Source organism: Sulfurovum sp. UBA12169 (assembly GCA_002742845.1).
GTDB lineage: Bacteria > Campylobacterota > Campylobacteria > Campylobacterales > Sulfurovaceae > Sulfurovum.
The window spans coordinates 76,049-99,268 of the sequence record DLUH01000004.1; the positions used below are offsets into that span (position 1 = coordinate 76,049).

26 protein-coding genes are annotated in these 23,220 nt (G+C 39.5%); 3 read left to right on the forward strand and 23 right to left on the reverse strand.

What is annotated here, in order from left to right; translation table 11 throughout:
• Window positions 1-7: 7 nt before the first annotated feature.
• From CFH81_04760 to CFH81_04835, 16 genes are all read right to left on the reverse strand, one after another.
• Window positions 8-490: a hypothetical protein gene (locus CFH81_04760; protein ID DAB40549.1), complete on the reverse strand. Its 483-nt coding sequence runs from the start codon at window positions 488-490 to the stop codon at window positions 8-10.
• On the reverse strand, window positions 490-1,056 hold the full coding sequence (locus CFH81_04765; protein DAB40550.1) for a hypothetical protein: 567 nt from the start codon (window positions 1,054-1,056) through the stop codon (window positions 490-492). Before CFH81_04765 ends, CFH81_04760 begins: the two co-directional genes overlap by 1 nt.
• The gene (locus CFH81_04770) at window positions 1,053-1,805 is read right to left on the reverse strand and encodes a 4Fe-4S ferredoxin (GenBank protein DAB40551.1); all 753 of its coding nucleotides are present in this window, start codon (window positions 1,803-1,805) and stop codon (window positions 1,053-1,055) included. The genes CFH81_04765 and CFH81_04770 overlap by 4 nt, the downstream gene beginning before the upstream one ends.
• Before the next feature lie 10 nt (window positions 1,806-1,815).
• Window positions 1,816-3,030 carry a nitrous oxidase accessory protein gene (locus CFH81_04775; GenBank protein DAB40552.1) on the reverse strand — a complete coding sequence of 405 codons (1,215 nt, stop codon included), beginning with the start codon at window positions 3,028-3,030 and terminating at the stop codon, window positions 1,816-1,818.
• A 3-nt stretch (window positions 3,031-3,033) separates the two neighbouring features.
• Window positions 3,034-3,816: a cytochrome C gene (locus CFH81_04780; protein DAB40553.1), complete on the reverse strand. Its 783-nt coding sequence runs from the start codon at window positions 3,814-3,816 to the stop codon at window positions 3,034-3,036.
• 136 nt (window positions 3,817-3,952) lie between these two features.
• Window positions 3,953-6,544: a cytochrome C gene (locus tag CFH81_04785; protein ID DAB40554.1), complete on the reverse strand. Its 2,592-nt coding sequence runs from the start codon at window positions 6,542-6,544 to the stop codon at window positions 3,953-3,955.
• Window positions 6,545-6,651: 107 nt separating this feature from the next.
• Window positions 6,652-7,359 carry a beta-carotene 15,15'-monooxygenase gene (locus CFH81_04790; protein DAB40555.1) on the reverse strand — a complete coding sequence of 236 codons (708 nt, stop codon included), beginning with the start codon at window positions 7,357-7,359 and terminating at the stop codon, window positions 6,652-6,654.
• Window positions 7,359-7,865, reverse strand: coding sequence for a hypothetical protein (locus CFH81_04795; protein ID DAB40556.1), 507 nt, complete (start codon window positions 7,863-7,865; stop codon window positions 7,359-7,361). The genes CFH81_04790 and CFH81_04795 overlap by 1 nt, the downstream gene beginning before the upstream one ends.
• Window positions 7,862-8,821: a hypothetical protein gene (locus tag CFH81_04800; GenBank protein DAB40557.1), complete on the reverse strand. Its 960-nt coding sequence runs from the start codon at window positions 8,819-8,821 to the stop codon at window positions 7,862-7,864. Before CFH81_04800 ends, CFH81_04795 begins: the two co-directional genes overlap by 4 nt.
• Window positions 8,818-9,486 (reverse strand): ABC transporter ATP-binding protein, encoded by a 669-nt coding sequence (locus CFH81_04805; GenBank protein DAB40588.1) that lies wholly within the window; start codon window positions 9,484-9,486, stop codon window positions 8,818-8,820. Before CFH81_04805 ends, CFH81_04800 begins: the two co-directional genes overlap by 4 nt.
• Before the next feature lie 5 nt (window positions 9,487-9,491).
• Window positions 9,492-10,661 carry a hypothetical protein gene (locus tag CFH81_04810; protein ID DAB40558.1) on the reverse strand — a complete coding sequence of 390 codons (1,170 nt, stop codon included), beginning with the start codon at window positions 10,659-10,661 and terminating at the stop codon, window positions 9,492-9,494.
• On the reverse strand, window positions 10,648-10,890 hold the full coding sequence (locus CFH81_04815; GenBank protein DAB40559.1) for a hypothetical protein: 243 nt from the start codon (window positions 10,888-10,890) through the stop codon (window positions 10,648-10,650). The genes CFH81_04810 and CFH81_04815 overlap by 14 nt, the downstream gene beginning before the upstream one ends.
• Window positions 10,891-10,896: 6 nt before the next feature.
• The gene (locus tag CFH81_04820; GenBank protein ID DAB40560.1) at window positions 10,897-12,015 is read right to left on the reverse strand and encodes a nitrous oxide reductase; all 1,119 of its coding nucleotides are present in this window, start codon (window positions 12,013-12,015) and stop codon (window positions 10,897-10,899) included.
• On the reverse strand, window positions 12,002-12,805 hold the full coding sequence (locus tag CFH81_04825; GenBank protein ID DAB40561.1) for a hypothetical protein: 804 nt from the start codon (window positions 12,803-12,805) through the stop codon (window positions 12,002-12,004). Before CFH81_04825 ends, CFH81_04820 begins: the two co-directional genes overlap by 14 nt.
• Before the next feature lie 113 nt (window positions 12,806-12,918).
• On the reverse strand, window positions 12,919-13,734 hold the full coding sequence (locus CFH81_04830; protein ID DAB40562.1) for a histidine kinase: 816 nt from the start codon (window positions 13,732-13,734) through the stop codon (window positions 12,919-12,921).
• A 13-nt stretch (window positions 13,735-13,747) separates the two neighbouring features.
• On the reverse strand, window positions 13,748-14,404 hold the full coding sequence (locus tag CFH81_04835; GenBank protein DAB40563.1) for a DNA-binding response regulator: 657 nt from the start codon (window positions 14,402-14,404) through the stop codon (window positions 13,748-13,750).
• 285 nt (window positions 14,405-14,689) lie between these two features.
• Between CFH81_04835 and CFH81_04840 the strand changes: the two genes are divergently transcribed.
• From CFH81_04840 to amrS, 3 genes are all read left to right on the forward strand, one after another.
• On the forward strand, window positions 14,690-15,286 hold the full coding sequence (locus CFH81_04840) for an SAM-dependent methyltransferase (protein DAB40564.1): 597 nt from the start codon (window positions 14,690-14,692) through the stop codon (window positions 15,284-15,286).
• A 142-nt stretch (window positions 15,287-15,428) separates the two neighbouring features.
• The gene (locus CFH81_04845) at window positions 15,429-15,866 is read left to right on the forward strand and encodes a hypothetical protein (GenBank protein ID DAB40565.1); all 438 of its coding nucleotides are present in this window, start codon (window positions 15,429-15,431) and stop codon (window positions 15,864-15,866) included.
• A gap of 23 nt (window positions 15,867-15,889) precedes the next feature.
• Window positions 15,890-16,915 (forward strand): AmmeMemoRadiSam system radical SAM enzyme, encoded by a 1,026-nt coding sequence (gene amrS / locus CFH81_04850; GenBank protein ID DAB40566.1) that lies wholly within the window; start codon window positions 15,890-15,892, stop codon window positions 16,913-16,915.
• On the opposite strand, the gene lpdA is transcribed toward amrS, so the two are convergent.
• From lpdA to pdhA, 7 genes are read right to left on the reverse strand one after another with little or no spacing between them, the layout of a single operon-like run.
• Window positions 16,912-18,258, reverse strand: a complete 1,347-nt coding sequence (gene lpdA, locus CFH81_04855) for a dihydrolipoyl dehydrogenase (GenBank protein DAB40567.1) — start codon at window positions 18,256-18,258, stop codon at window positions 16,912-16,914. The two genes, amrS and lpdA, sit on opposite strands and share 4 nt — an antisense overlap.
• Window positions 18,255-19,109, reverse strand: coding sequence for a lipoyl synthase (gene lipA, locus CFH81_04860; protein ID DAB40568.1), 855 nt, complete (start codon window positions 19,107-19,109; stop codon window positions 18,255-18,257). The genes lpdA and lipA overlap by 4 nt, the downstream gene beginning before the upstream one ends.
• Window positions 19,090-19,881 (reverse strand): ligase, encoded by a 792-nt coding sequence (locus CFH81_04865; GenBank protein DAB40569.1) that lies wholly within the window; start codon window positions 19,879-19,881, stop codon window positions 19,090-19,092. The genes lipA and CFH81_04865 overlap by 20 nt, the downstream gene beginning before the upstream one ends.
• A gap of 5 nt (window positions 19,882-19,886) precedes the next feature.
• Entirely contained in the window at window positions 19,887-20,135 is a 249-nt protein-coding gene (locus tag CFH81_04870) for a phosphopantetheine-binding protein (GenBank protein ID DAB40570.1), read from the reverse strand.
• A complete protein-coding gene (locus tag CFH81_04875) occupies window positions 20,132-21,259 on the reverse strand; it encodes a pyruvate dehydrogenase (protein ID DAB40571.1) in 1,128 nt (375 codons plus the stop codon). The genes CFH81_04870 and CFH81_04875 overlap by 4 nt, the downstream gene beginning before the upstream one ends.
• Window positions 21,256-22,239: an alpha-ketoacid dehydrogenase subunit beta gene (locus tag CFH81_04880; GenBank protein DAB40572.1), complete on the reverse strand. Its 984-nt coding sequence runs from the start codon at window positions 22,237-22,239 to the stop codon at window positions 21,256-21,258. The genes CFH81_04875 and CFH81_04880 overlap by 4 nt, the downstream gene beginning before the upstream one ends.
• The gene (gene pdhA / locus CFH81_04885; protein ID DAB40573.1) at window positions 22,236-23,210 is read right to left on the reverse strand and encodes a pyruvate dehydrogenase (acetyl-transferring) E1 component subunit alpha; all 975 of its coding nucleotides are present in this window, start codon (window positions 23,208-23,210) and stop codon (window positions 22,236-22,238) included. The genes CFH81_04880 and pdhA overlap by 4 nt, the downstream gene beginning before the upstream one ends.
• Between the last annotated feature and the right edge of the window lie 10 nt (window positions 23,211-23,220).

Consider the following 23,220-nt stretch of genomic DNA (forward strand, 5'->3'; position numbering starts at 1 on the left):
ATCCCTTTTATTGTTGGTTTCTTTGTGCTTCAGCACGTGCCGGAAACTCACCAATCTCATCAGCAAATTCTTTTAAATCTTCTTCGGTTAAGCTTAACAAGAGCCCTTTCATAACAGTATTTTCTTTTCTTCCGCTCTTAAATTCGATTAATGCATTATAGATCTCTTCGCTTGTTTGCCCTATAAGTTTTGGACCTACGGTACCTTCACCATTTACTCCGTGGCATGATGCACATTTGCTTTTATAATTATCGCTTACTTTAAATGCATTGATATTGCCTGCTTTTTCTTTGAGAGATCTAAGCTCTTCCTGCTCGATATCTCTGTCGTCTTTGCCTTCAGGGGTTGCAGATGCGCTTTGCTGAGAATCCTGAAATGCTCCAAATCCCTTTGATGCTTCTCCTCCATGATACGCTCTTCCGTTACTTGCAACATACGCCATGCTTGCAAATATTACTACCGCTAAAACTCCAACAATTGCATTTTTCATTATTTACCCTCTCTCATTTCTTTAATTTTTGTATTGAACATAGCAATTTCGTCTGCTATATTTTTTAATTGTTCGTCACTCATTAGTTTTACCAAATCAGTCATAAGCGGATTTACTTTTGTTCCGTTTTTGTAGTCTATAATTCTTTGAAATATAAATTCACCGTCTCTGGAAAGAAGAGACGGACCAATAATTCCGTTAGCATAATCATCATGACAAGGTGAACATTTTACGATAAAATCTTTACTGAGTTTGCTTGCCATCATCCGAATCTCTACAGCTTCATATGGGCTTCTTAGATGGCTATACGCATCAACTTTTGTACGCGCCTCTTCCTCTTTTACAGCTTCTTTTTTTTCTTTGTTATAGTCATAATAGTACGCATCACTATCGTTTTTATCCAGTGCTTTTTTCTCAATTTTAATCTCATGCGCATTTTTATTTTCTACTATTTCAATTTTGGATGCACTTTGTGTCGTATCTACAGTTGCTTTTTGCTCTTCTTTGGGCTTATCAGAACACCCTAAAATAAAAAAAGGAACTGCTGCTAATATAATTTTTTTCATGACTTTTTACCTTTTACATAATAATCTTCGTAACTTAGTCTCGGTTTTATGACGATAGCTCCCGAATTTGCAGCAGGACATAATTCAGCGCAAGCGCCGCACCCTATACACCCATCATAAAATTCTGGCCTCTTGCCGCCCTTACTGTCCGGTACCATAGCGATGGCGCTAATCGGATTTGGAATAGGGCACATATCTGCGCAAATCGTACACTGTTTACCCTCAAATTCATCCAGTTTTTTTACATTTTCCAATTCGAGTTCAGTAACATTTCTCTGATCATTTAAAAAATCATGTATGCGCTGACTATGGCCTTTAGGTACCGGGGTGTTCGTTATCGCAATACAGCGTTGCGGAAATTCTAAGACCGCAATACCCATTTTAATATCTTCAGGTTTTTCGCAGCTATGATCCAACGCTCCGCTAGGACAAGCTAAAACACATGGCACGGCGCTGCATGCATAACACCCTCTCTCTCTGGCATCAATATAGGGGGTTCCTACACCATGGCCTTTTCCGAAATCAGCTAATTTTATAGAGTGGTACGGGCATACCTGCAAACATTGGCCGCATTTTATGCACAATGCCAAAAAATCATCTTCTTCGACTGCACCCGGCGGTCTGAGTCTAGTTTCTTCGCCCAACAGATAGGGGCTTAAGGCTACTCCGCCCGCCAAAGCTAGACCAAAAGCACCGAGTGTCGAGTATTTGATAAAATCTCTTCGTTGTGTTTTTACTGTTTTTGCCATCTATAAGTCCTTAACTTTTTACTTTAATTATTGGCTTTAAATCTTCCATTAAAAAAATCGGCTCTGAAAACGGAGCTAATTTCGCTAGAAAATTTAGCAGCGATATTACCGGCGAACCATAGAAAAATTTAACATCAGGATTGTACATCCAAAGTTTATCGGCATATTGATATACTTTATGCGGGGTATCGCCGTACCCATCTTTATTTTTATCAAAACCTTCATAATTATCCCAAAAATTGCCTTCAAAGGTATTACTGTAGGTTCGTGTACCGGTCGAATCATTTATGACATCTTCTATATTACCCAAAAAAATATTATCTTTTATAATATTATTTTCAGATACGGAATGAAAATGCATTGCTTCTGAATTATACAAGATCTTGTTACGGTTAATAAAATTATTTGTATCGGGCTGAAACGGGGATCTATCAATATAAAAACCTCTTGCACAATAAAGAACCGTGTTGTCTTCTACGGTAAAATTGCTTATTTCTTTAAATCCTATACCCATACCTGTGGCACCCAAAGAGCTTCTCACCACATTTCCTGTCGCAATAGCATCTTGAGAATACATAAAAAATATACCGACTGAATTAAAATTATAGGTATTGTTTTTTACATAATTTTTGCCTGCATACATAAAGTGCAGCGAATATCTGCCATACTCTCCATAATTTTCTTCGATGGTATTTCCGTGAGAATACCATACTACCATATCTCTTGATCGTATAAGCGAATTTTTTTTGATCAGGTTGTCATTGCTATACCAAAGCCTTATTCCATCGCCTCTAAGCCCAATATCTACATCTTTTGAATAAATAGTATTGTTTTGTATAATGGAATTATTTGTCATTTGCATATCAATTCCAAACAGACAATCATCAATGACAACATCACTAATCTCGCATTGATCAGCACCATTGATTGCTATGGCGCCGTCTTGCTGATGATGTAAAAAACCGCTATTTATAATTTTTACATTTTTGATAGTAACAAATGAACTATTGATGCGAACTACCGTTCCATTATTGTCACCATCTAGTATTACTCCATCTTCTTTACCTATAATAGACAAAGGCTTGTCTATTATGATATTTCCTTTATATACGCCTGCAGGTAATTTAATGACTGAACCTTCAGGGGCATTATTGATAGCCTCCTGCAAAACATTTGCAAAAGACATTATCATAAGCAGATGGAAAATAAAAATGCTTCTTAACATTTCTTAGACTTTCATCTCTTTCAAGGCTTTTTGTTTAGCAAAATAAGCCAGCAAACTCACAACGCTGATCGCTACAAGAATATAAAAGCCTATAGTTGGATAAGAATGTGTTGTAAACTGTGCGATTTTACCGTCACCAAAAACTGTCGGCATAAAAGGTTTTATCTTGAACATACCCCAGTCATGAAGATTGTGTCCAAAATGATAAAGCCAATACGAATAATCAGCTATAAATACGATAGGCAACACTGCCGGAATCAGCATAATATAACTAAAGATTTTCACGTTATATGCCATAAAAAAGATAACTCCAAGAGAAAGAAGCAAGAGTGCATACGAACCAATTTCTCTTTCTATGATGCCGCCAGTCCACATCGGGTCCATACCGACATAGTGGTTGATCGTATTCATTTCATGCACTTCTCCGCTGTATCCGTCAAAGTGAAAATAGACAGGGATGCCTTCTGGAAATGCATCTTTTGGATAGTTTGGCGCCTCAAGAGAAACAGCCCACAATGGTGTAGACGCAGGTCCAATTTCTGAAGATGTCTTAATCATCTGCTCTAGATTGTTGTGTGCCTCTTTTGGCGTCGTTACACTTTTATATCTTCCTTCATTGTAAAGATTCCATACGCTTTTAGCAATCGGTGCAACCTCTTCGCCTTTGCCTTTATCTATCTTATTGAGCGTACCATGAAAGGCGACCATTGGAAACGTAAAGGCGACTGTCAGCAGCACCAGCGCAATTCCTGCAAATATTCTTGCTTTTAGCAAACTTTTATTCATTTTTATTCCTTATGTGTTAAAGTCTTGGGTATAATCCAACGTTATTTTTATTATAACTAAAACTTTATTTAATTTAAATTGAAAAAAAAAAGACAAGAAGAGCAACGCTCTCCTTGTCTGATATTATACCGTAAGATTAGAAAAGATTAGCGTTTTCTTCTACCCATTTGAGGTATTCAACGATATTTTTTGCGTCTTCCGGACTCATGTTTTGGTTAGGCATTCTTAGATTAAAGTAATCAATCATAGATTTTACATAAGGTTCAGCAAAGTGTTTTTCCGGGTTTAGAATAAAGCTCGCAACCCATTTTGCACCGTCTTCATGTCTTTGTAGAACACCTGTTAAGTCAGGACCTGAACTTACTTTACCGATAACGTGACATCCGTTACATCCGCCTTCAGCAAATGCTTTTTCTCCAGCAACTGTTTCGGCTGACTGCTTAGTTGCAATAAGTCTTACAAGTGCATCTTTTGCACGGATACCAACGTCAGCTGTTTTAACCATATATTGCCAGATCATGTTTTCAAACAAGATGGCTTTTTCCATGTCGCCGGCTGCTACAGCTTCATCAGATTTTTTCTTCTCTTCTGCAATTTTACCATACTGATCAAGTGCATCCACAACAAGGTTTTTAACTACTTCATGTTTATCGTAATTATTCTCTTTCAAGAATTTCACAACACTTTGGATAACTGCATCAGTTGCAGCATTTACAGATACTGTTTTGTCATACTCGGCTTTCAACTGCTCAGGTGACATTGTTTGCATTTTAAGTTTTTGCGCACTTACATATTTTTTATTCGGGTCTTTAACCATCAAATAACCCATCATTTCTAAGTGAAGCGCGGAACAGAACTCTGTACAGTAATAAGGGAATACACCTTCTATATCAGCTGTAAACTTAACACTAGCGGTTTTACCCGGCTCAAGTGATGCGTGAACATTGAAATGGTCTACAGTAAATCCGTGAGTCTCATCTTGCGCTCTTTCAAGGTTTGTCAAGTAAATAGTTACTTCATCGCCTTTGTTAACAGTGATTCTCTCAGGATTGATGTGAGATCTAACAAGTGTTGCGTATACTTTTACTTTGTTGCCGTCTCTTTCAATTCTTTCTTGACCTGCAAGTGTTTTACCCTCATGGATTTCACCTGTTCTAGCGTTTGTACCCATCTCATATCTTACATGCGGATGAAGTCTTTTAGCTTGTATCGCAACAGCATTGTGCGGTTCACCTAGTGGAATCGGCATATCTACCAAAAGATCCATTGTTTTCCCGCTGATATCGATCAACTGGTGGTTTTGCGGATGTAACGGACCAACGTTTTGGAATCTATCAATCGCAAGTTTGTTAAGCGAAACGATATATTTACCTTGAGGCGTTACAGTCTCACTTTCCATACCCATAAGGTGACCTACGTTATAGTGTACGTTTTCTTTGTCAAGTACTTTTAGCTCTTTATAGTTCCATTTTACGATTTGGCTATCCACATATAGTGATGTATAAATCTCACCGTCTACATTTGAATACTGGTTATGTAATGGCCCCAAGCCCAACTCTACTTGTCCGTGAAGTGATTTTTTCATATCAAGGATCGGTATACCATAAGGATCTTTACCTGCATACTCTTTATTTTTGATCAATTTTTGAATTTTTTCAAAATCATAAACAGAAGTATGTGTATCAAGCTTACCGCACACTACGATGTATTTCCCATCAGGAGACACATCAACACCGTGTGGTGATTTTGGCTCTGGAATCAAGAATAATGCATCATTGGCAACTGCTACTTCCATTGGAATTACTTTATGGTCGTTGATAATTTTTACATTTTTAGGATCTTTTGCCAGTTCAGCCAATTTCTGCCAATTGTACACATGTAAAAAGTCGGTGTCATTTCTACTACATCCTGCTTCAAACGGTGGCAAACCAACCTCTATACCCCCTGTATACATCTCAGAGTTAAATGAGTTTGTGAAACCCCATCCAAAAGACATATTTTTACCTGCGTCAGACAAATCCTGCATATAAGGCGGAAGCTCTAGTGTGAAAGATTCTTTCTCTTGGATTCTTCCGATTTTAGGATCAAATTTCCATAGTGTTACACCACCACGGTAAGTCTCTTTATACTCTTCAATCGGATGGTAATCATTATCAAACGGTGCCGCATATTGGCATGCTTCCAAGATATACTCAGAGTTAGGCGTAAAGAAAGATCCACCATGTTCAGATTTAAGTACCGGGTTTACAACGATTTGTTTTGTCTCAAAGTCTGCAAGATCGATTACGGCTACTCTTGGGTTTGCTTTATCATTGATAACAAGCCATTTCCCATCGTATTCACCATTTGTTTCTGAAAGACCCGGATGGTGAGTATCACCCCAATTGATTTCTCTTCCTCTGATATTTCCTTGTCTTAAGACTTTCTTTGACTCTTCGTCAAATCCATATCCTTGCCAAGGCTCCGGCGTAAATACACCAATATACTTCAATAGTCTCATTGACGGAACACCGTAAACCATCATCTGTCCACTTTGGCCACCTGAACTGAATGCAACGAACTCATCCCTTCCACCTGATGGATTGTAAGTTTTGGCTGCTCTTACGACATCTTGCTCTGTTAAGCCTCTGTCTTTCATAACTTTCTCAAGCTCAGCACTAGCATATGACATACTAGAAGCCATACCCAGCCCGAGAGTTACACCTATAAGTTTTTTTGTTAAACTCATCTTTTTACCTCCTTTAATTTTCTTAATGTTAACACAAAATTAACACATTGTCAAGAGAAAATGATAAATTAAACAAATAAGTTCAAAAAGTTTAACTTATGAACTTATCAATGGCAATTTAAGATAGATGCTTCGGGATTGAAGATAAAATCGTAACCGCGATAAAGCGTATATAAACCAAAAACAATGACCGCGATAGAAGCGAGCCGCAACATAACACGTCTTATGGATGTGTTTTTAAAAATGCCGACGAAAAAAGAGAGAGAGAACATGGCAGGTATTGTGGAGATTCCGAATATAAACATCACCACCGCACCCCAAAAAGCACTGGCGGTGCTTGCGGCCGTTATTGCAAAGAAATAAACAAATCCGCAGGGAAGCAATCCGTTTAGCAATCCCAGAAGATAGAAGCTAAAAAGGGACTTTGCTCCTAAAAGTTTCGCGAATCGATCCTGATACCACCTGCTTTTGGAGACTGAGCATTCAATCAAAGACAAAAATTTGATTTTTCCGACCAATGAAAGTCCGGTCAGCACCATAGCGCTTCCTGCAACAAGCAGTAGAATTCCATTGGTAGCATTCGAAAACGTAGCAACCCCCCCAGCAAACCCAAAAACAGCCCCTAAAACAGTATAGGTAGTAACGCGTCCAAAAGAGTACAGAAGATGAGATAATGCCTGGATTTTTCTAGGCGTATGACTGTCTATTTTTGTACTGGCATAGGCAATGGCTATACCTCCGCACATCCCTATACAATGGCCAAAACTTCCTAAAAAAGCAATAGTAATAATCGATAATATAGATGCGATATCCATCAATATCCCAATGCTTTTTTTCTAAGCTTTGGATTTTGCAGGGTTTCTCCGCGAAGCACACGCAAATTCATCTCTTCATAAGTTATGTAATCACCGTTTTTGTTTTTGTACGCACCAAATCCGTAACTCATTGGGGTTATCTCATTGGTTGAATACCAGGCTGCTTTGCCGTCTATCCATTCATTGGTGTCTTTGGTGTAAACCCATATAACCACTTCATTTTTAAATGATTTGTCTTTCAGATAGTTTGCCATTCCTCCGATATCGTGAAAAAATCTTGTTTTTCCATCATTGGTTATGATTTGAGATGCAAACTCCAAAGATTCCACTACCATGCCGCAATCACTGTCTTGATATTTGCCCAAAATGATTTCAAGAGGCTTTTTTTCCATATTGCCCTCTTTTACAGTAACCATCTTCTCTGATGTGACCATAGAGGTAAAAACTGTGGCAATGATGCCTACTATTATCGCAACCACAAGGGCCGGTATTAAAAATTTTTTCATAAAAACACTCCATTTTTCAGATAATACGCCACAACATATAAAGTGCAGACCGATATAAATATTGTATCTAAAACAAGAGAATTTCTATACAAATAATCTGTTTTAAATCGTGTAAGCCTGGAAACAACCAGCCCCGCAATTGCATAAAAAGAGCCTCCGATTAGTGATCCCCAAAGAAGATACCCTATATAGTGATATTCTTTCTGGAAAAGACAATAAGGGCACTTGTGTGTTGGCAGTTCATAAACATACGTTGAAAAAAAGTATGTGAGTGCATAAAATGAGAGCACGAGATACAGTATGTTTGCTACAGTGTTGATAAGCAAATACTTTTTAATATACGTTAAAAACAACAAAACCCATGTCGCATAAAAAAGATATAAAATGCCAAAAATATCCAGCCCAAACGGGAGTGTCAAGCCGCCTGAATTAGCGCCATAAATTGCACTGCAGCACAAAACTACCTCTTCTGTACTAATATTTGTAAAATATAAATATTCTACAACCAGCTCAAGAATAATAAGAAAAAAAAGTATCAAATAGAGATAATATCTGGACTTAATATATGGCAAATTAACCTCAAGTTTATCTTTTGCATTCAAGATCAACCAAGTACCGCTGACAAAGATAATCACCACTTTTAAAATAAGTAAAATCTGTCCGTATTCGTTAGCACTTACTACTCCTGCTGCACACATCGCCCCGGGCAATTTTTCTGACAAAGAATTGAGAAGATTTATAAAAAATGGAAGCAAAACAACTTTTGAACTTAGTGCAAAATAGAGTATCAAAGAAACAAAATAGTCTCTTTTTTCCAGCGTATACTGCAGTTTTGAAGGTGAATTAAAATTCCAACGAGTTAAAATCATATACGCAAAATAAAAAGAAAAAAGAAAAAGCAGACCTATCGTGCCTTCTACAAACAAGAACGCAACCAGTGATTTGGAAAATATCATAACAACATACCCTCTTTGATATGAATAACTTTTAAGTTTGGCACCATTTGTTCAAAAATCTCATCATGGGTTGCCACTAAGACCGTTGTTCCGTTTTGATTGAGTTTGGTTAAAATCTCTATCACATTTTCTGAATTTTTTCTATCCAAATTTGCAGTTGGTTCATCAGCTAAAATCAGCTTGGGATTGTTGATCAACGCTCTTGCAATAGCGCATCGTTGTTTTTCGCCGCCGGAGAGATTTCTTGCAAAAGTATTTTTCTTTGTCTCAAGATTTACCAAAGAAAGAAGCTCCAGTGCTCTTGCTTTCATTTGAGCTACAGGAGTATTTGTAGGGACAAGAGCGGTTTGCACGTTTTCCAACACTGTAAATTCATCAAAAAGATTAAAGTTTTGAAAAATAAACCCAAGATGCTCTCTTCTAAAAGTAGATGCGTGAAAGTCGGGCATTTTTGATACAGGATTGGAAAAAACTTCCAGTTTGCCGCTTGTAGGCTTCAAGAGTGCTCCCATAACCGAAAGAAGCGTACTTTTTCCGCTTCCGCTTACACCCTTGAGTATACAAAATTCGCCTTCTTGTACATGCATAGAAATGTTTTTCAGCGCATGAAATTCCCTTGGCGTGTGCGCTGAAAATACAAGATTTAAATTTTCTATTTCGATTATATTTGTCATTTGACTGCCTCCGTCGGATCTGCGATTGAACTTTTCCATGCAGGATGCAGCGTGCTTGCAAGGTATGGAACAATGGTTATAAAAAAGAGTATGGCAAACGAATTGATATCAAAAAACGGCTCAAGGCTTATATCTTTGTATACATTGTCGCTTCCTAAAAAAATAGAGACAAAAATATTATTTTTAAACAAAAAGATATAAAGATACGAAAGCAAAATACCGCTCAAGAAAGAGACAAACGAAACAATCATAGCTTCACTCATTTTCCACTTGATGATGTCATTGATGCTCCATCCTATCGCTCTTAATATACCAATTTGTTTTTTGCCGGCTCCGCTGATTGAACTGGCCTGCGAATAAAATATGACTAAAAAACCCAAAAAAGAAGTAATAAACAATGAGAGGAATATGCCTCCTTTATAATCATACAGTTCATGGGAGTATTTGTACATATTGGCTTTGGTGATGATTTTTGATGTGGGTGTAATCACGAGCAATTTCTGAACAATATTGTCTATTTCAAGTTTATTGGGGACGATAATACCAATCTCGCTTGCTTCGTTTTCTTCATATCCCAAAATATCTTTGGCAATGGCTATATCCATCACGACACTGTCATTTAAAAAAAGGTTAATTTTTTTATCAAATACGCCGGAAATATAGACCTTTTTCGGCTCCTCGTCTTCCACGATAAAGTTAAAAAATTTATCATAATAATATTGTTCAAACAGTTTTTTTACCGCACTTGAAATAAGCATATTGTCTTCTTGCAAAAAAGCCTTCAAATCAAAATTCTTATACAGATGCTTGATCTGTTTTTCTTGGTCTTCATCTAAAAAATCAATACCGATCACATTGATATACCGGTTTGCCGTATCAAAAAAATAATAGCCAAAAACTCTTTCATATGCTTTTTCGACTCCGGGAATTTCATTTATTTCATCCACGATGCTGTTATCTATGGGGTGATTTCTAGAGGCCTTCTTGTGCTGAATAATGATATCAGGCTGTCCTTGCAGTTCCGCATCAAGCGAATTTTGAAGTGATGATGAAGTAAAGATAAAAGAAGAGGCTATAAAAATAAATAGCGTAAAAAAAATAAAAATTACAATATTTTTTGATAAATTTCTTATCAGTGTCAAAGATGCAAATTTAAAAAAATTCATGGGCGGTCACCTTATTTTTATATACAAAAGAGTTCTTTTCTGTTTTTTCAATTCCAAACCGATCGTATCCAAATCTAGTCTCTGCCTCTTTGGATGAAAAAGCGAAGACTGAAGGGGTGTTTAGGCTCGGTGTTGTGTTGGATGGCTCAGTTTTATTTACAACCACGGTAATAAAACCTGCCAACAATATGATAAAAATAGTTATAAAATATTTATAAAATTTATTCATTATGCCTCAATTGTCAAGTTCGTGTACTTTTGCTTCTGTAATTTCATTAAATTTCAATACTGTTTTACCGTTATGTTCTTTAAGAAACGTATCAGCATCCTTTTTATTTTCAAACGGAATCAACTCATTTCCCATAGGGCCAAACACATTTGAGTGCAATACATAAAAAGCTTTTTTACCGTCTATCTCATTTTGCGTATAATAATCAGTGACTCTTATCTCTTCAAACTCTTCGGTTGTATGTGAAGAGCCAAATTTTGAAGGGGCAAAATAAAATTTCATTAAATCTTTTACGCCATCAAAATAGTGCGTATGTTCCTTCGTGACAATTTTTGCTGCCCATTTTGGATATTTTGAGACAAACATTCCGCATACGGGACATTTTGCCTTATCGGGAACCTGCATAATGTTTTTGTTTTGTATAAGATCACCGAATCTTTTCACTTCCCATAAATACACAGAAACCGTCTGTAAATTATCAGCGCTCAATCTTCCGCATCGTTTATTTTCCTCTATATCTGTTTTTAAATCAAGCAAAGAGCTGTATTGGTTTGGATCAAACTTTTCGCATAATCTTTCAAAGATTTTTTCGCCTTTTTTGTAAAGTTTCTCTTGTTTTGCCTTAAAAAATTCTCTGTCTAAATCCAAATCTTTTATTGCAAGATACAACGTAAAATCAAAATCCCTTATGTCTCCTCCAAACTCTTTTACAAAATCTTTGGCATCAGCTTCATTTTCGAATGCTATTTTTGAAAATTTTGAATAGGTTGTTTTTGCTTTTGAATTGACAACATAATGGGCCGTCAAGGCATTTACAAACTTTTCATGTTTTGCATCAACCACCAAAAGTTCTTTTATCCTTGTTTTAATAGCATCGTAATCTTCTGCTAAAAACCTTAATGCGGCGTATTGTTTTGTTTGACCGTCCGTCAATTTTGCCATATAGTTTGTTTTATACGTGTCGGCCAACTCTTCTGCACTGACAGAGCACCATTTTTGAACAAGTACGGGGTTTTTGCCGGTCACTCTTTCTTTAAACGTTTTTGCATCTAAAGAAAGAGTGAATAAAAGAGTAGCCGCAGTAAAAACTGCAGCTACTTTAAAAGAAAAACTATTTATTGCCATTTTGTTCCATCATTTTTTTCTTAAACATCTCAGCATTTGCCTTTATCTCTTTATTTTCTCCGTATTGCTTCTCAAAATTTCCAAGCTTTTGATCCCAAATATGAAGAGAAATTGTCTGCAGCTGCATATCGTCGAGCTCTCCGCATGCTTTTGAATCCCTAATCATAGTTTTCATTGTTCCTATATTGTGTGCATGAAATGTGTCTATCTTGGCTTTATCACACTTTTCATTGTAGAGTTTTTCTCCCATCTTCCACATCTTTGAGCTTTTCATTGCCAAAAGCATTCCCATGTCTTTTGTAAAATCATTAACGGCTGTTTTGTATGTCTCATCAAAATCCATCACTGTTCCGCCATTTTTAGCAGCAAAATCTTCTGCTTGTGCTTTTTGTCCAAAAGCGTATTTGCTGGTCATTGTCATAGTTCCGGGTTTGCTGCTGCCCACCACATAAAAAGCTTTTTTTGCATCTACAAATTGATTGGATGAGATATCAACCACTTGAATGGATTTTATGCTCTCTTTTTTGTCTCTTAGGTATCCCATCTCCATCTCTTCTGTCAAGCAGTGTATGGAACAATACTGTCTGTGTGTTCCGTCTGTCAGCTCAACGGCATGAGAGGTTTTATAATACTTAGGAAGATTCATTCCGCAATTTGGACAGTAGAGCTTATCTTCTCCTTTTTGAAGCAGGGTCGCTTCTTTTTCCGGAACCGACTGAAACATTTCCTGTGCATACGCACCTACAAGTGTAAACACCATTGCAACCATTGCCATTTTAAACAACTTCATGAAACTCCTTTGATAGTTTAAGAATCTTATATATACACTATAAATTCCGACACTTCTATTTTATTTTGTGCACATATGTGCATATGCACAGAGCTATACTACCATACAGAGTATTAATTAAATGTTAATTTTTTAAGATCCAAACATATTTTTGTGCCTTCGTCTTTTTTTGAAGTGATCTTTATTTCTATTTTATTGTTATCGCAAAACTCTTTGACAATATTCAGTCCTATGCCATGGCCAAAAATATTGCTGTCCTCTCTGTAATATCTTTCGAATATGCTAAAAAGATTTTGGTTTTCTATTCCTATGCCGCTGTCTTCTATGCAGAGCTTATCGTTTTTAAATTCTATATGTACAAATCCGTCTTTTTTGTTGAATTTAATGGCATTTGAGATGAGATTTTCTATCGTTTTTGAAAAACCTCTTTTGTCGCATTTTATATGGTGTACAGGACAATTCACTGTTATGTTAACTTCTTTTTTTACATCATCAAACTTTTTAACTGTCCGGTCTAAAAACTCCCTCAACTCAAACTCTTCTATCTCTATGCATCCATTTTCTTTTCGCAAAAGATATTCAAGTTCGTTGTATAGGTCTTGAAGGTTCGCGGATGAACTGGAAATTCTTTGCAGCCGTTTTAAATTTTTTTCATCCTTGAGTGTGCCTGCAAGGAGTTTTACATTTGCATCTATGGTCGCAATAGGAATATTTAACTCATGCAGTGTATTTTTTATGTACTTTTCCATAGCTATTTGAGAATCGAATAACGGTTTTGCTACAGCTTTTGCCAGATAATACCCCAAGACGGCTATCAAAATAATATTGCCGGCAAAAAAAACAATCTCATTAAAATGAAAAACTTCCCGCAGTATTTCCAAGCACACATATGAAAATAACATTAAAAATAAAAAAGTCAATGTCTGCAAAAGGGCATATGAATTAGAGTTTGAGTTTATAGCCTACTCCTTTTATGTTTTCTATCATATCTTTGCCAATAAGATTTTTAAGCTTTGTTATATACACTCTGAGTGATCCGCTGCTAAAAGTATCATCCTCCCAAACATTTTCTATAATATGCTCTTTTGAAACCACTTGATTTTTATTTTTTATAAAAATCTCTAAAAGCTTTGCCAGCTTTTGTGGAAGTTTTGTGCTCCCTTTTGGGGTCAATAAAGTACACTCTTTAATGTCATAAGATATGTCCTGGGTTAATTTGATTTCTGTATTGTAAGCGGCGGTTCTTTTTAGCACAGCTTCCACCCTGTGAATCAACTCATCATTATCAAACGGTTTTTTGATAAAATCATCACATCCGCTTGAAAAAGCCTCATTTAATACCTCTTTTTCTTTGTGGGAAGTTAAAAAAATAGCCGGTTTGTAGGTATTGTTTATCCTTAATTCTTCTAATAGCTTTATGCCGTTTGAGCTAGGTAGATTTATATCCAAAAGATAAAGATCAAACACTTCCGTGCAATCTAGTTCAATTGCTTCTTCATAATTATTCGCGATTTTACTGCTAAAACCATTTACCTCCAAGACATCCTCTAATGTTTGCGCAAGAAGTTTATCGTCTTCTACGATTAATATATGGTTCATAGCAGGACCTCTTTTAAAAAATCTTTGCTCATTCTGTGCCCTTTTTCTTCCTTTGTATCTTACTTAAGATAATTAAAACATATAATTATAATAACCGTTTTTAAATTAGCACAAAATTAATTATAAGCAAATTTGGACATATATTGTCTTAAAAATTCTTTAAAAGCTTTTAAATCTCTATTTTAAAATGTATTTACTGTTTATTTGTTCCCGAATCTCTAACTGCTATAATAATAGCTGGATTCAATACGATGTTAAGATAAAAAAGAAAGGATAACTATTTTAATGGCAAAAACACAGAGTTTCGAACAACATGCAGACGCTTATGAAGTATGGTTTGAAAAAAACCAAACAATTTATGAAGACGAGGTGCAGACCGCAAAAAAACTGATAGGCTCGGCTTCCAACGGCCTTGAAATAGGGATAGGAAGCGGAAAATTTGCGCTCCCTTTGGGCATCAAAATCGGTATCGAGCCTTCAAAGAGAATGAGGCAACTTGCGCAGGAAAAAGGACTGGAAGCCATTGACGGCATTGCCGAAAATCTTCCTTTTGAGAATGAAAAATTTGATTTTGCCGTCATGATCACAACGATTTGTTTTGTGGACGATCTGTTTGAAGCCCTATCGGAGGCCTATCGCGTCATCATTCCGGGCGGATTTCTTCTTATCGGCATGGTTGAAAAAAATTCGCCGATGGGGAAAAAGTATCTAGAGAAAAAAGCCGAAAGCAAATTTTACGGAGAGGCTTCTTTCTATTCGACCCAAGAAGTTACCACACTGGCACAAAAAGCCGGTTTTGTTTATGATACTGCTTTGGGGGTTAAAAGTACAAACAACGGTTTTGTCTTTATCAAATACGTCAAGCCGAAAATATTATCATAATGCGGCAAAACAATAATCCATGAAAAATTTTTAAGTTTATTATAAATTTTGGAATTTTTTTTGAGTTAATTTTGGTACAATAAATTAGCTGGGATTGAAATTGTCATATTTCAACAGGAGCTATAAAATTAGAGGAGTTCACATGTCCACAAAACTTATTATTATTACTGATCTGCAACGCTTTAAACTTTTTGGCAGCAAAATTGATCCGATGGGAAGAGAAGCCCTTGATCTTATTCAAAGCATAGACAGCCTGGAAACACATCTGAGAATCAGAGAAAAAGTTTCTGATCGTCAAGGGAATTTTCACGGTGTAGGAGGAAGCGGTTCGGGCGAAGACCACAACCTTGGCCTTGAAGAAGAACGACGACGGATCAAAGAGATAGCACAGGAAATCTCAAATGCACTTGCAGAGCATAAGCATGAAGAATGGTATTTGGCTGCACCAAAAGCTATCAACAATCAAATCGTGGAACTTTTAAACCCTTCAGTAAAAAGCAATATGACAATCAATCTTCAATCAGATCTCACTAAGATTCCTGACGATCAATTGTTGAAACATTTTACCAAAGAGGCGTAAAAAACGTTTTCAAAGGAGTTACAATGTCGTCCGCAGCATGGCTTTCTAAAAAACTCGAAGACGGGAGGATTGCATGCGAAGCATGCAATCAGCACTGCAAACTTCATGAAGGAGAATACGGCATCTGCGGTATTCGCAAGGTTGAAAACGGGGAGTTGAAACTTCTTACCTATGGCCTGGCTGCTGCGGTCAATGTCGATCCGGTTGAAAAAAAACCGATGTTTCATTTTTTGCCTGGATCAAAGGCCTTTTCGTTTGGGACGGTTGGCTGCAATTTTTCTTGCAAATTTTGTCAAAATTTCGATATTTCCCAATACCCAAAAGAACACAACCATGAAGTTTTCGGACGCCCTCTCTCTCCGCAGACAGCAGTAGATTTAGCGCTTCAGCAGGGATGCCAAAGTATCGCTTATACCTACAATGAGCCTGTAGTTTTTTTCGAATATACCTATGATACCGCTAAACTTGCGCATGAAGCAGGACTGAAAAATATCTATGTCACCAGCGGCTATGAAACCCGTAAAGCAATCGATACAATCGCTCCTTTTTTGGACGGAATGAATATCGATATCAAATCCTACAGTCAGTCTTTCTATAAAAATATCTGTGGCGCATCGCTTAAACCTGTGCTTGATACCATTGAATATGCGCGCAAAAAAGAGATATGGGTAGAGACAACCACCCTGCTCATTCCGGGACACAATGACTCAGATGAAGAGATCCGCGCCATCGCTAAATTTCAAGCGGATCTTGATCCGTCGATGCCATGGCATATCAGCGGTTTTTATCCGATGTATAAAATGAAAGATGTTCCCCCTACTCCGCCCCAAACACTTCGCCGCGCCTATGAGATCGGCAAGGAAATGGGGTTAAAATATGTTTATGTAGGAAACATCGACGATGAAAGTCGTGAATCAACCTACTGTCCCAACTGTCATCATTTGGTGATTGGCCGGCATGGCCATATCGGTCAATATGTAACGAATCATTTAATCAATGCCAACGAATGTCCTTCCTGCGGAACCAAGATCGAAGGGGTATGGAGTTAAAGCTGGGATATTATCTCCGAAAGAGTGGGATGCACATGAATAAGCGCAGAAAGCTCTTTAACAGTTAGCTTTTTCTCAACAGCCAATAGCAGCTGATGAATAAGCTCTGTTGCCTGCATTCCGACAATGCAGGCCCCTAGCACTTCATTGGTTTGAGAACACGCAATTAGTTTTATAAACCCCGAATCATCTCCTGCAATTTTTGCTTTAGCGTTTGCTTTAAAAAAAACTTTTTTCACGTCAAAAGCATAACCTTGCTTTTTGGCTTCTTTCTCGTTTAGCCCACAAGAAGCAATTTGCGGATCTGAAAAAATCGCGGAAGGAGAAACATGCGTATTGATGACAGTTTGACCTGTAATAATATTATGTGCTGCGATCTTTCCTTCGGCGTAAGCTGTATGCGCATAGCCCGGCGTATCAATACAATCTCCGACGGCATAAATATGTTTTTGGCTTGTCTGAAATGCCTCGTTTACCTCGACAAACCCCTTTTCATCTTGCCTGATAGCGGCATTTTCAAGTTTTAACTCCTTAGTGCGGGGCACTCTTCCGATGGCACACAAGAGTGTTTCGCATGTTATCCGCTCTTCGTTTTCTGTCTTAAGCAGCAATTCAACCCTTTCATTGTTTACCTGCACGCCTAAAATATCCGCCGAAGTAAACACTTGAATGGAACGCTTTTTAAAAGAACGCAAAAGCGCTTTTGATACATCTTCGTCTTCTTTGGAAAGCAGCTGAGGCCCTCGCACAATCATCGTTACTTCTGTGCCAAACGTACTAAAAAATGTAGCAAACTCGCATCCGATCGGTCCGCCTCCGACAATTGTGATAGACGAAGGAAGCGATTGCATCTCGAACACCTCCCTGCTGGAGATAATACGCCTGCCGTCCAAAGGAAGATTCTCTGCTTCTTTGGTCTGCGAACCTGTTGCGACAATACACCGCTCAAAGCCTATCGTTTCTCCTGAAACATCGATATGATACGGATCTATAAAAGATGCGCTTCCGTAAAAGATCTCTACGCCGGCTTGTTCTAGCAGCCACACTACCCCCGAGCGAAGCTCGTTTTTTAGCGATTGGGTTTTGTTTAAAAGCCGGTGTATGTCTAATCCTTTAGATTCCATTTGTAATCCGTAATCACTAAAAAGCGAAGCTTTTGTGGCAAACTCCGCACATTGCAAATAGTTTTTGGTCGGAATACATCCTTCATTGAGGCATACGCCGCCGATCTGCTCTTTGTTTTTCTCTATAAGCAACGTTTTCACTCCTGCTCTACCAAGCTGCAAGGCTGCTTCATATCCCGCAGGCCCTGCTCCGATGACTACCGCTTGCATCTGTTTCATTTTTCCTCCAAATATTCATGTGCCATATAGCTGCTTCGCGTATAAGGCGAACTTTTAATATGATCAAATCCCATCTGCATGCCTGTCCGTCGGAACATTTCAAATCGTTCCGGATTTACATACTCGACAACCCTTTCATGGCGGGATGACGGCGAAAGGTATTGTCCGATGCTTAAAAGACGGCAACCTGCGCTTAAAAGGTCCTCCATCAGTTTAAACACTTCATCGTCTCTCTCGCCAAGACCAAGCATAATGCCGCTTTTGGTTGCGCAAGAAGGATTAAAAGACAAGAGTTTTTGCAATACACTCAATGAGCTTTGATAGGTTGCGCCTTTACGTATATGATACAGCCGCGGCACCGTTTCTAGATTGTGGCCGATGATTTCGGCGCCGCTCATTGCAACATGCCGGAGTGCGGCATCGTTATTTTGCAAATCGGGAATGAGAATTTCAACAATAATTGCATCATCTATCGCCTTTATGGCCTGTACCGTTTTATAAAATTGCGCTGCACCTCCGTCATGAAGATCATCCCGTGCAGGAGAAGTGATCACGACATGCTTCAATCCCAGCTTCAAAACTGCCCAAGCTATATTTTCAGACTCTAAAGGATCAAAAGAAAGCGGTTTTGCTCTATCTACGGCACAAAAGCTGCATGCGCGGGTACAGCGGGTTCCCAAGATCATAAAGGTTGCCACTTTTTGTCCAAAACATTCGCTGATATTGGGACACCATGCTTCTTCACAAATAGTATGAATGCTTCTTTCCCCTAGCAGCTCTTTCATTGCCCGATGTGCACTGGGCGTAATTTTTTTGCGAAGCCAATCGGGTTTAGGAGCAAAGCTTGCCATAAAGACTCCAATTTTCCTGGGTATACTTGCTCGCCAAAAGCGCTTTTGCGTTTTGCTCTTCAGCCAAACTAAGTGAATCTGCCACCGTATCTGCTTCAAATGTTTCACAAAATGCTTCAATCAATATAGTTGAAAGCTTCTCATAGGATAGCTCAACACCAAGCTTCTGAAGCGTCGCTGCTTTACTGAGGCCCGATTCTTTAAAAAACAAAGTCTCAAACATCCTCTCATCAATCTCTATAGGTATGCTTCCCTGCTGCAAAAGTGTATGCTTTGTGTATCGCTGGGCATTGCCTCCCATTTTTTTGCCTTTAATGAAAAGATCATACGGTTCGCATCCTGCCAAGCAAACACTTGAAGGCTGGCTTTGAATGCCTGTTTCGCATGCGAATTTTGCCTTAAGACCGATTTTTTCGTACAGACATATCAAAAACCGGCATAAATAGCGATAATTTTCTTTAATACTTCTTTCGCCCATCAAGGAACGAGAAAGGATAAGCGAATACGAAAGATCCTTATCGTGCACCAAGATACCTCCGCCGCTTAAGCGCCGAACAATACCGATCGATTTTTCTTTTACGTTTTGCAGATCAAGATCCTTTGCAGGATCACAAAAACGCCCTACGCTCAAAGCCCTATCCCACCGGTATAAACGAAGAATAGGCAAATCGCCCTTTTTATGGCTCTCTAGCAATGCCTCATCCACGGCCATATTCCATGCCGCATTTCCCGTTTTGGTCTCAATAATTCTCCAGCATTTTTTAGTAAACATAGCTTTTATGATGCAATTCGTTTGGCAAAATATGCAATCATATGATCAAGCGTATCTACTTGACCGTAATCGGCTTCAGGCACTGCAATCCCCAATACGTCATTGAGTGCGGTAAGAATTTTTAGAAAATCGAAAGAATCAATCTCCAGCGAACGCTGAATGTTTTTATCAGAAACAATTTCATTCTCTTCAACATCCGGTGCAATCTCTAAAATTTGTTCGATAATAGTTTGTTTAATCTGTTCTTTGGTCATAGCAACTCCCCTGGCGTTTGTAAGATTTGATTGAATTTGTTTAGAAATTGTCCTCCGGTGCGTCCGTCGGTTGCCCGGTGATCTCCTGCAAGGGTTGCCTGCATCACTTTGCGTACACAAAGCGCATCTCCCTCTGCCCACGGTGCATCGATGATACGTCCCAACCCTATGAGCGCAACTTGCGGCGGGTAAATCACTCCATAAACGTTTTCAACCCCCAAATCTCCCAAATTGGTGATGGTAATCGTCTGCTGGGTAATCTCTGTATTGCGGAGTTTTCCCGAGCGTGTACGCGTGATCAGCTCGCCGAGCGCTTGCATCGTGGTATCCAAATCCATCTGCTCTGCCCCCAAAATCGCCGGAGTAATAAGTCCCTCTTTACGCAGCGCAATTGCAATGCCCGGATTGATCTGCGTACTCATTTGCAATTGGTCATTTTTCCAAAAACCGTTAAGCTCCGGGACTTCTTTAAGCACAAACACCGCTGCACGTATCAAAAGGGCCACAGGCAGAATGCGCTCTTGGATGCTTCTGTTTTTGTTATACGCTTCAAGCCAATGCAGTGCCGGCGTCATATTGACGGAAGTACTGAGATAGTAATGGGGAATCTCGGCATTGGAGCGGCTCATCGCTTTGGCGATGGCTTGACGCATACCGCTTGGCTGCAGTGTTTTGGCCGTAACTTCAGATTCGATTGCGGCAAGATGTACCGTTTTTTTGTCTGCCACAACACTTGAAAGCTCTACGCCCAGCTCTTTGGCTCTCTTTCGTGCTGCAGGAGAGGCTTTGATCCTCTCAGGAGTCACCGTTTCGTGTTTAGGCTCTTTGGGAGTTTCTAAAGAAAGTGTTACAAGATCTTGGGTTATTTGCTTGGCGGTTGTTGCCGTATCTTTGTTGCCAATAAGCGCCAACGGCATCCCTACTGCGCATTCGGTTTCCTCTTCGACTAAAAGCTTCTCTATAATGCCGTCTTCAAATACTTCAATTTCAATCACCCCTTTGCTTGTCTCCACTTCAGCGATTACCATTCCTTTGCTTACAGGATCGCCTTCTTTAACCTTCCATTCCATCAAGACAGCCGATTGCATATCTGCGCCGAGACTTGGCATGACAAATGTACTCATATCCCCTCCATAAGTTTTTTTGCCGCAGCAACAATCTTTTCAGGTTGCGGCAAGGCGGCCTGCTCAAGATGATTGGCATAAGGAAAAGGCACTTCAGCCGAACAAACCCGCATCATCGGGGCATCAAGCTCATAAAAAGCCTGCTCATTGATGCGCGCCATGATCTCCGCGGAAATACTGCCTGATTTCCACCCCTCATCAACGATGAGCACACGATGGGTTTTGCGGACAGAACGCATGATTGTCTCATCATCCAACGGACGCAGAGAACGCAAATCGATCACTTCCGTCTCCATCCCCTCTTTGGAGAGAATTTCTGCTGCTTCAAGCGCCTTAAAAAGACTGATGCCGTAAGTAAAGATACTGAGGTCTTTTCCTTCACGATGTACAAGCGCTTTGCCTATCTTGAGCGGTTCTGCTTGCCTATCTAGCGCCCCTTTGGCATTGTAAAGCAGAGAATTTTCAAAAATCAATACCGGATCAGGATCGGCAAGGGCAAGCCCCACCATATCGTATGCATCCTGCACAGTTGCAGGCGTAAGCACTTTGAGCCCTGGGATATGGGCATACCACCCTTCCAAAGAATGCGAATGCTGCGCGCCGAGCTGTTTTCCCCCGCCTGTTGCCATGCGGATCACCAGCGGCACGTTAAACTGTCCGCCGGACATATGCAGTATCGTAGCGGCATTATTCATAATCTGATCGAGCGCCAAAAGACTGAAATTAACCGTCATGATCTCTACGATAGGCCGCATTCCGTTAAGCGCAGCACCGATTCCCGCACCGGTAAAGGCCGACTCGCTAAGAGGGGTATCGATGATCCGTTCGCTTCCAAACTGCTCCAGCAATCCCATACTTACGGCAAAGCTGCCGCCATAGCGTCCGACATCCTCTCCCATTAAAAAAACTCTCTCATCGCGCTGCATCGCTTCGCGGATAGCCACTCTCACTGCTTCACGATATGTGATTGTTTCATTCATTGATCTGCTCCCGAAGAATAAACAAATTTTTCCAAATCCTCAAGAGGCTCCGGCGTACCTTGCTCGGCATACTCTACCGCTTCGTTTACGATGGCGGCAACCTCTTTTTCGATTTCGTCTTTTTTTATACTTGTCCAAGAACCCTCGGACTCAAGTTTGCTTTGCAGCGCCAGAAGCGGATCTTTTTTTTTCCACTCCTCGACTTCTACTTTATCTCGGTAAAGTTCCGCATCAAACATCGAATGCCCCCGAAAACGATAGGCAAGGCACTCCAAAAAAAACGGCCCTCCGCTTTCTTTGATCTGCAATACTGCATTTTTTGCCGCTTTTGCAACCTCCAACACATCCATGCCGTCAACTTGGCCGGCCTTTATACGGTAAGAGAGGGCTTTTTGGGCAAGATTGGGTTCTGACTGGGAAAGCTCCAGCGCCGTTCCCATCCCGTAGCGGTTATTTTCACAAACAAAGAGAATTGGCAGATGCCACAATGCTGCCAAATTGAGCGATTCGTGAAACTCCCCTTCGGCTACCGCACCATCACCAAAAAAACAAATAGTGACACGGTTGCTTTTCATCATCTTGTCCGCAAGCGCCATACCCACTGCCAACGGCAATCCTGCTGCCACGATAGCGCTTCCGCCGTAAAAACGCGTTGCTGCATCAAAAAGATGCATTGAGCCGCCCCGCCCAAGACAGCATCCCTGGGCTTTACCAAACATTTCCGCCATGATTGTTTTAGCCGGAATGCCCCGTGCTAATGCATGACCGTGCTCACGATAGGTAGCAAGAATACTGTCTTCAGGACTTAAAGCATCCATCACACCCACCGCAATAGCCTCTTCGCCAATATAAAGATGCAAAAATCCTCGAATTTTCTCATGGCTGTACATTTCAACACACTTCTCTTCAAACCGCCGTATCAGCAGCATTTGGCGATAGTAGTGCTCCAGAAGAGCAAAATCTGTCTGCATTTTCGTTCCC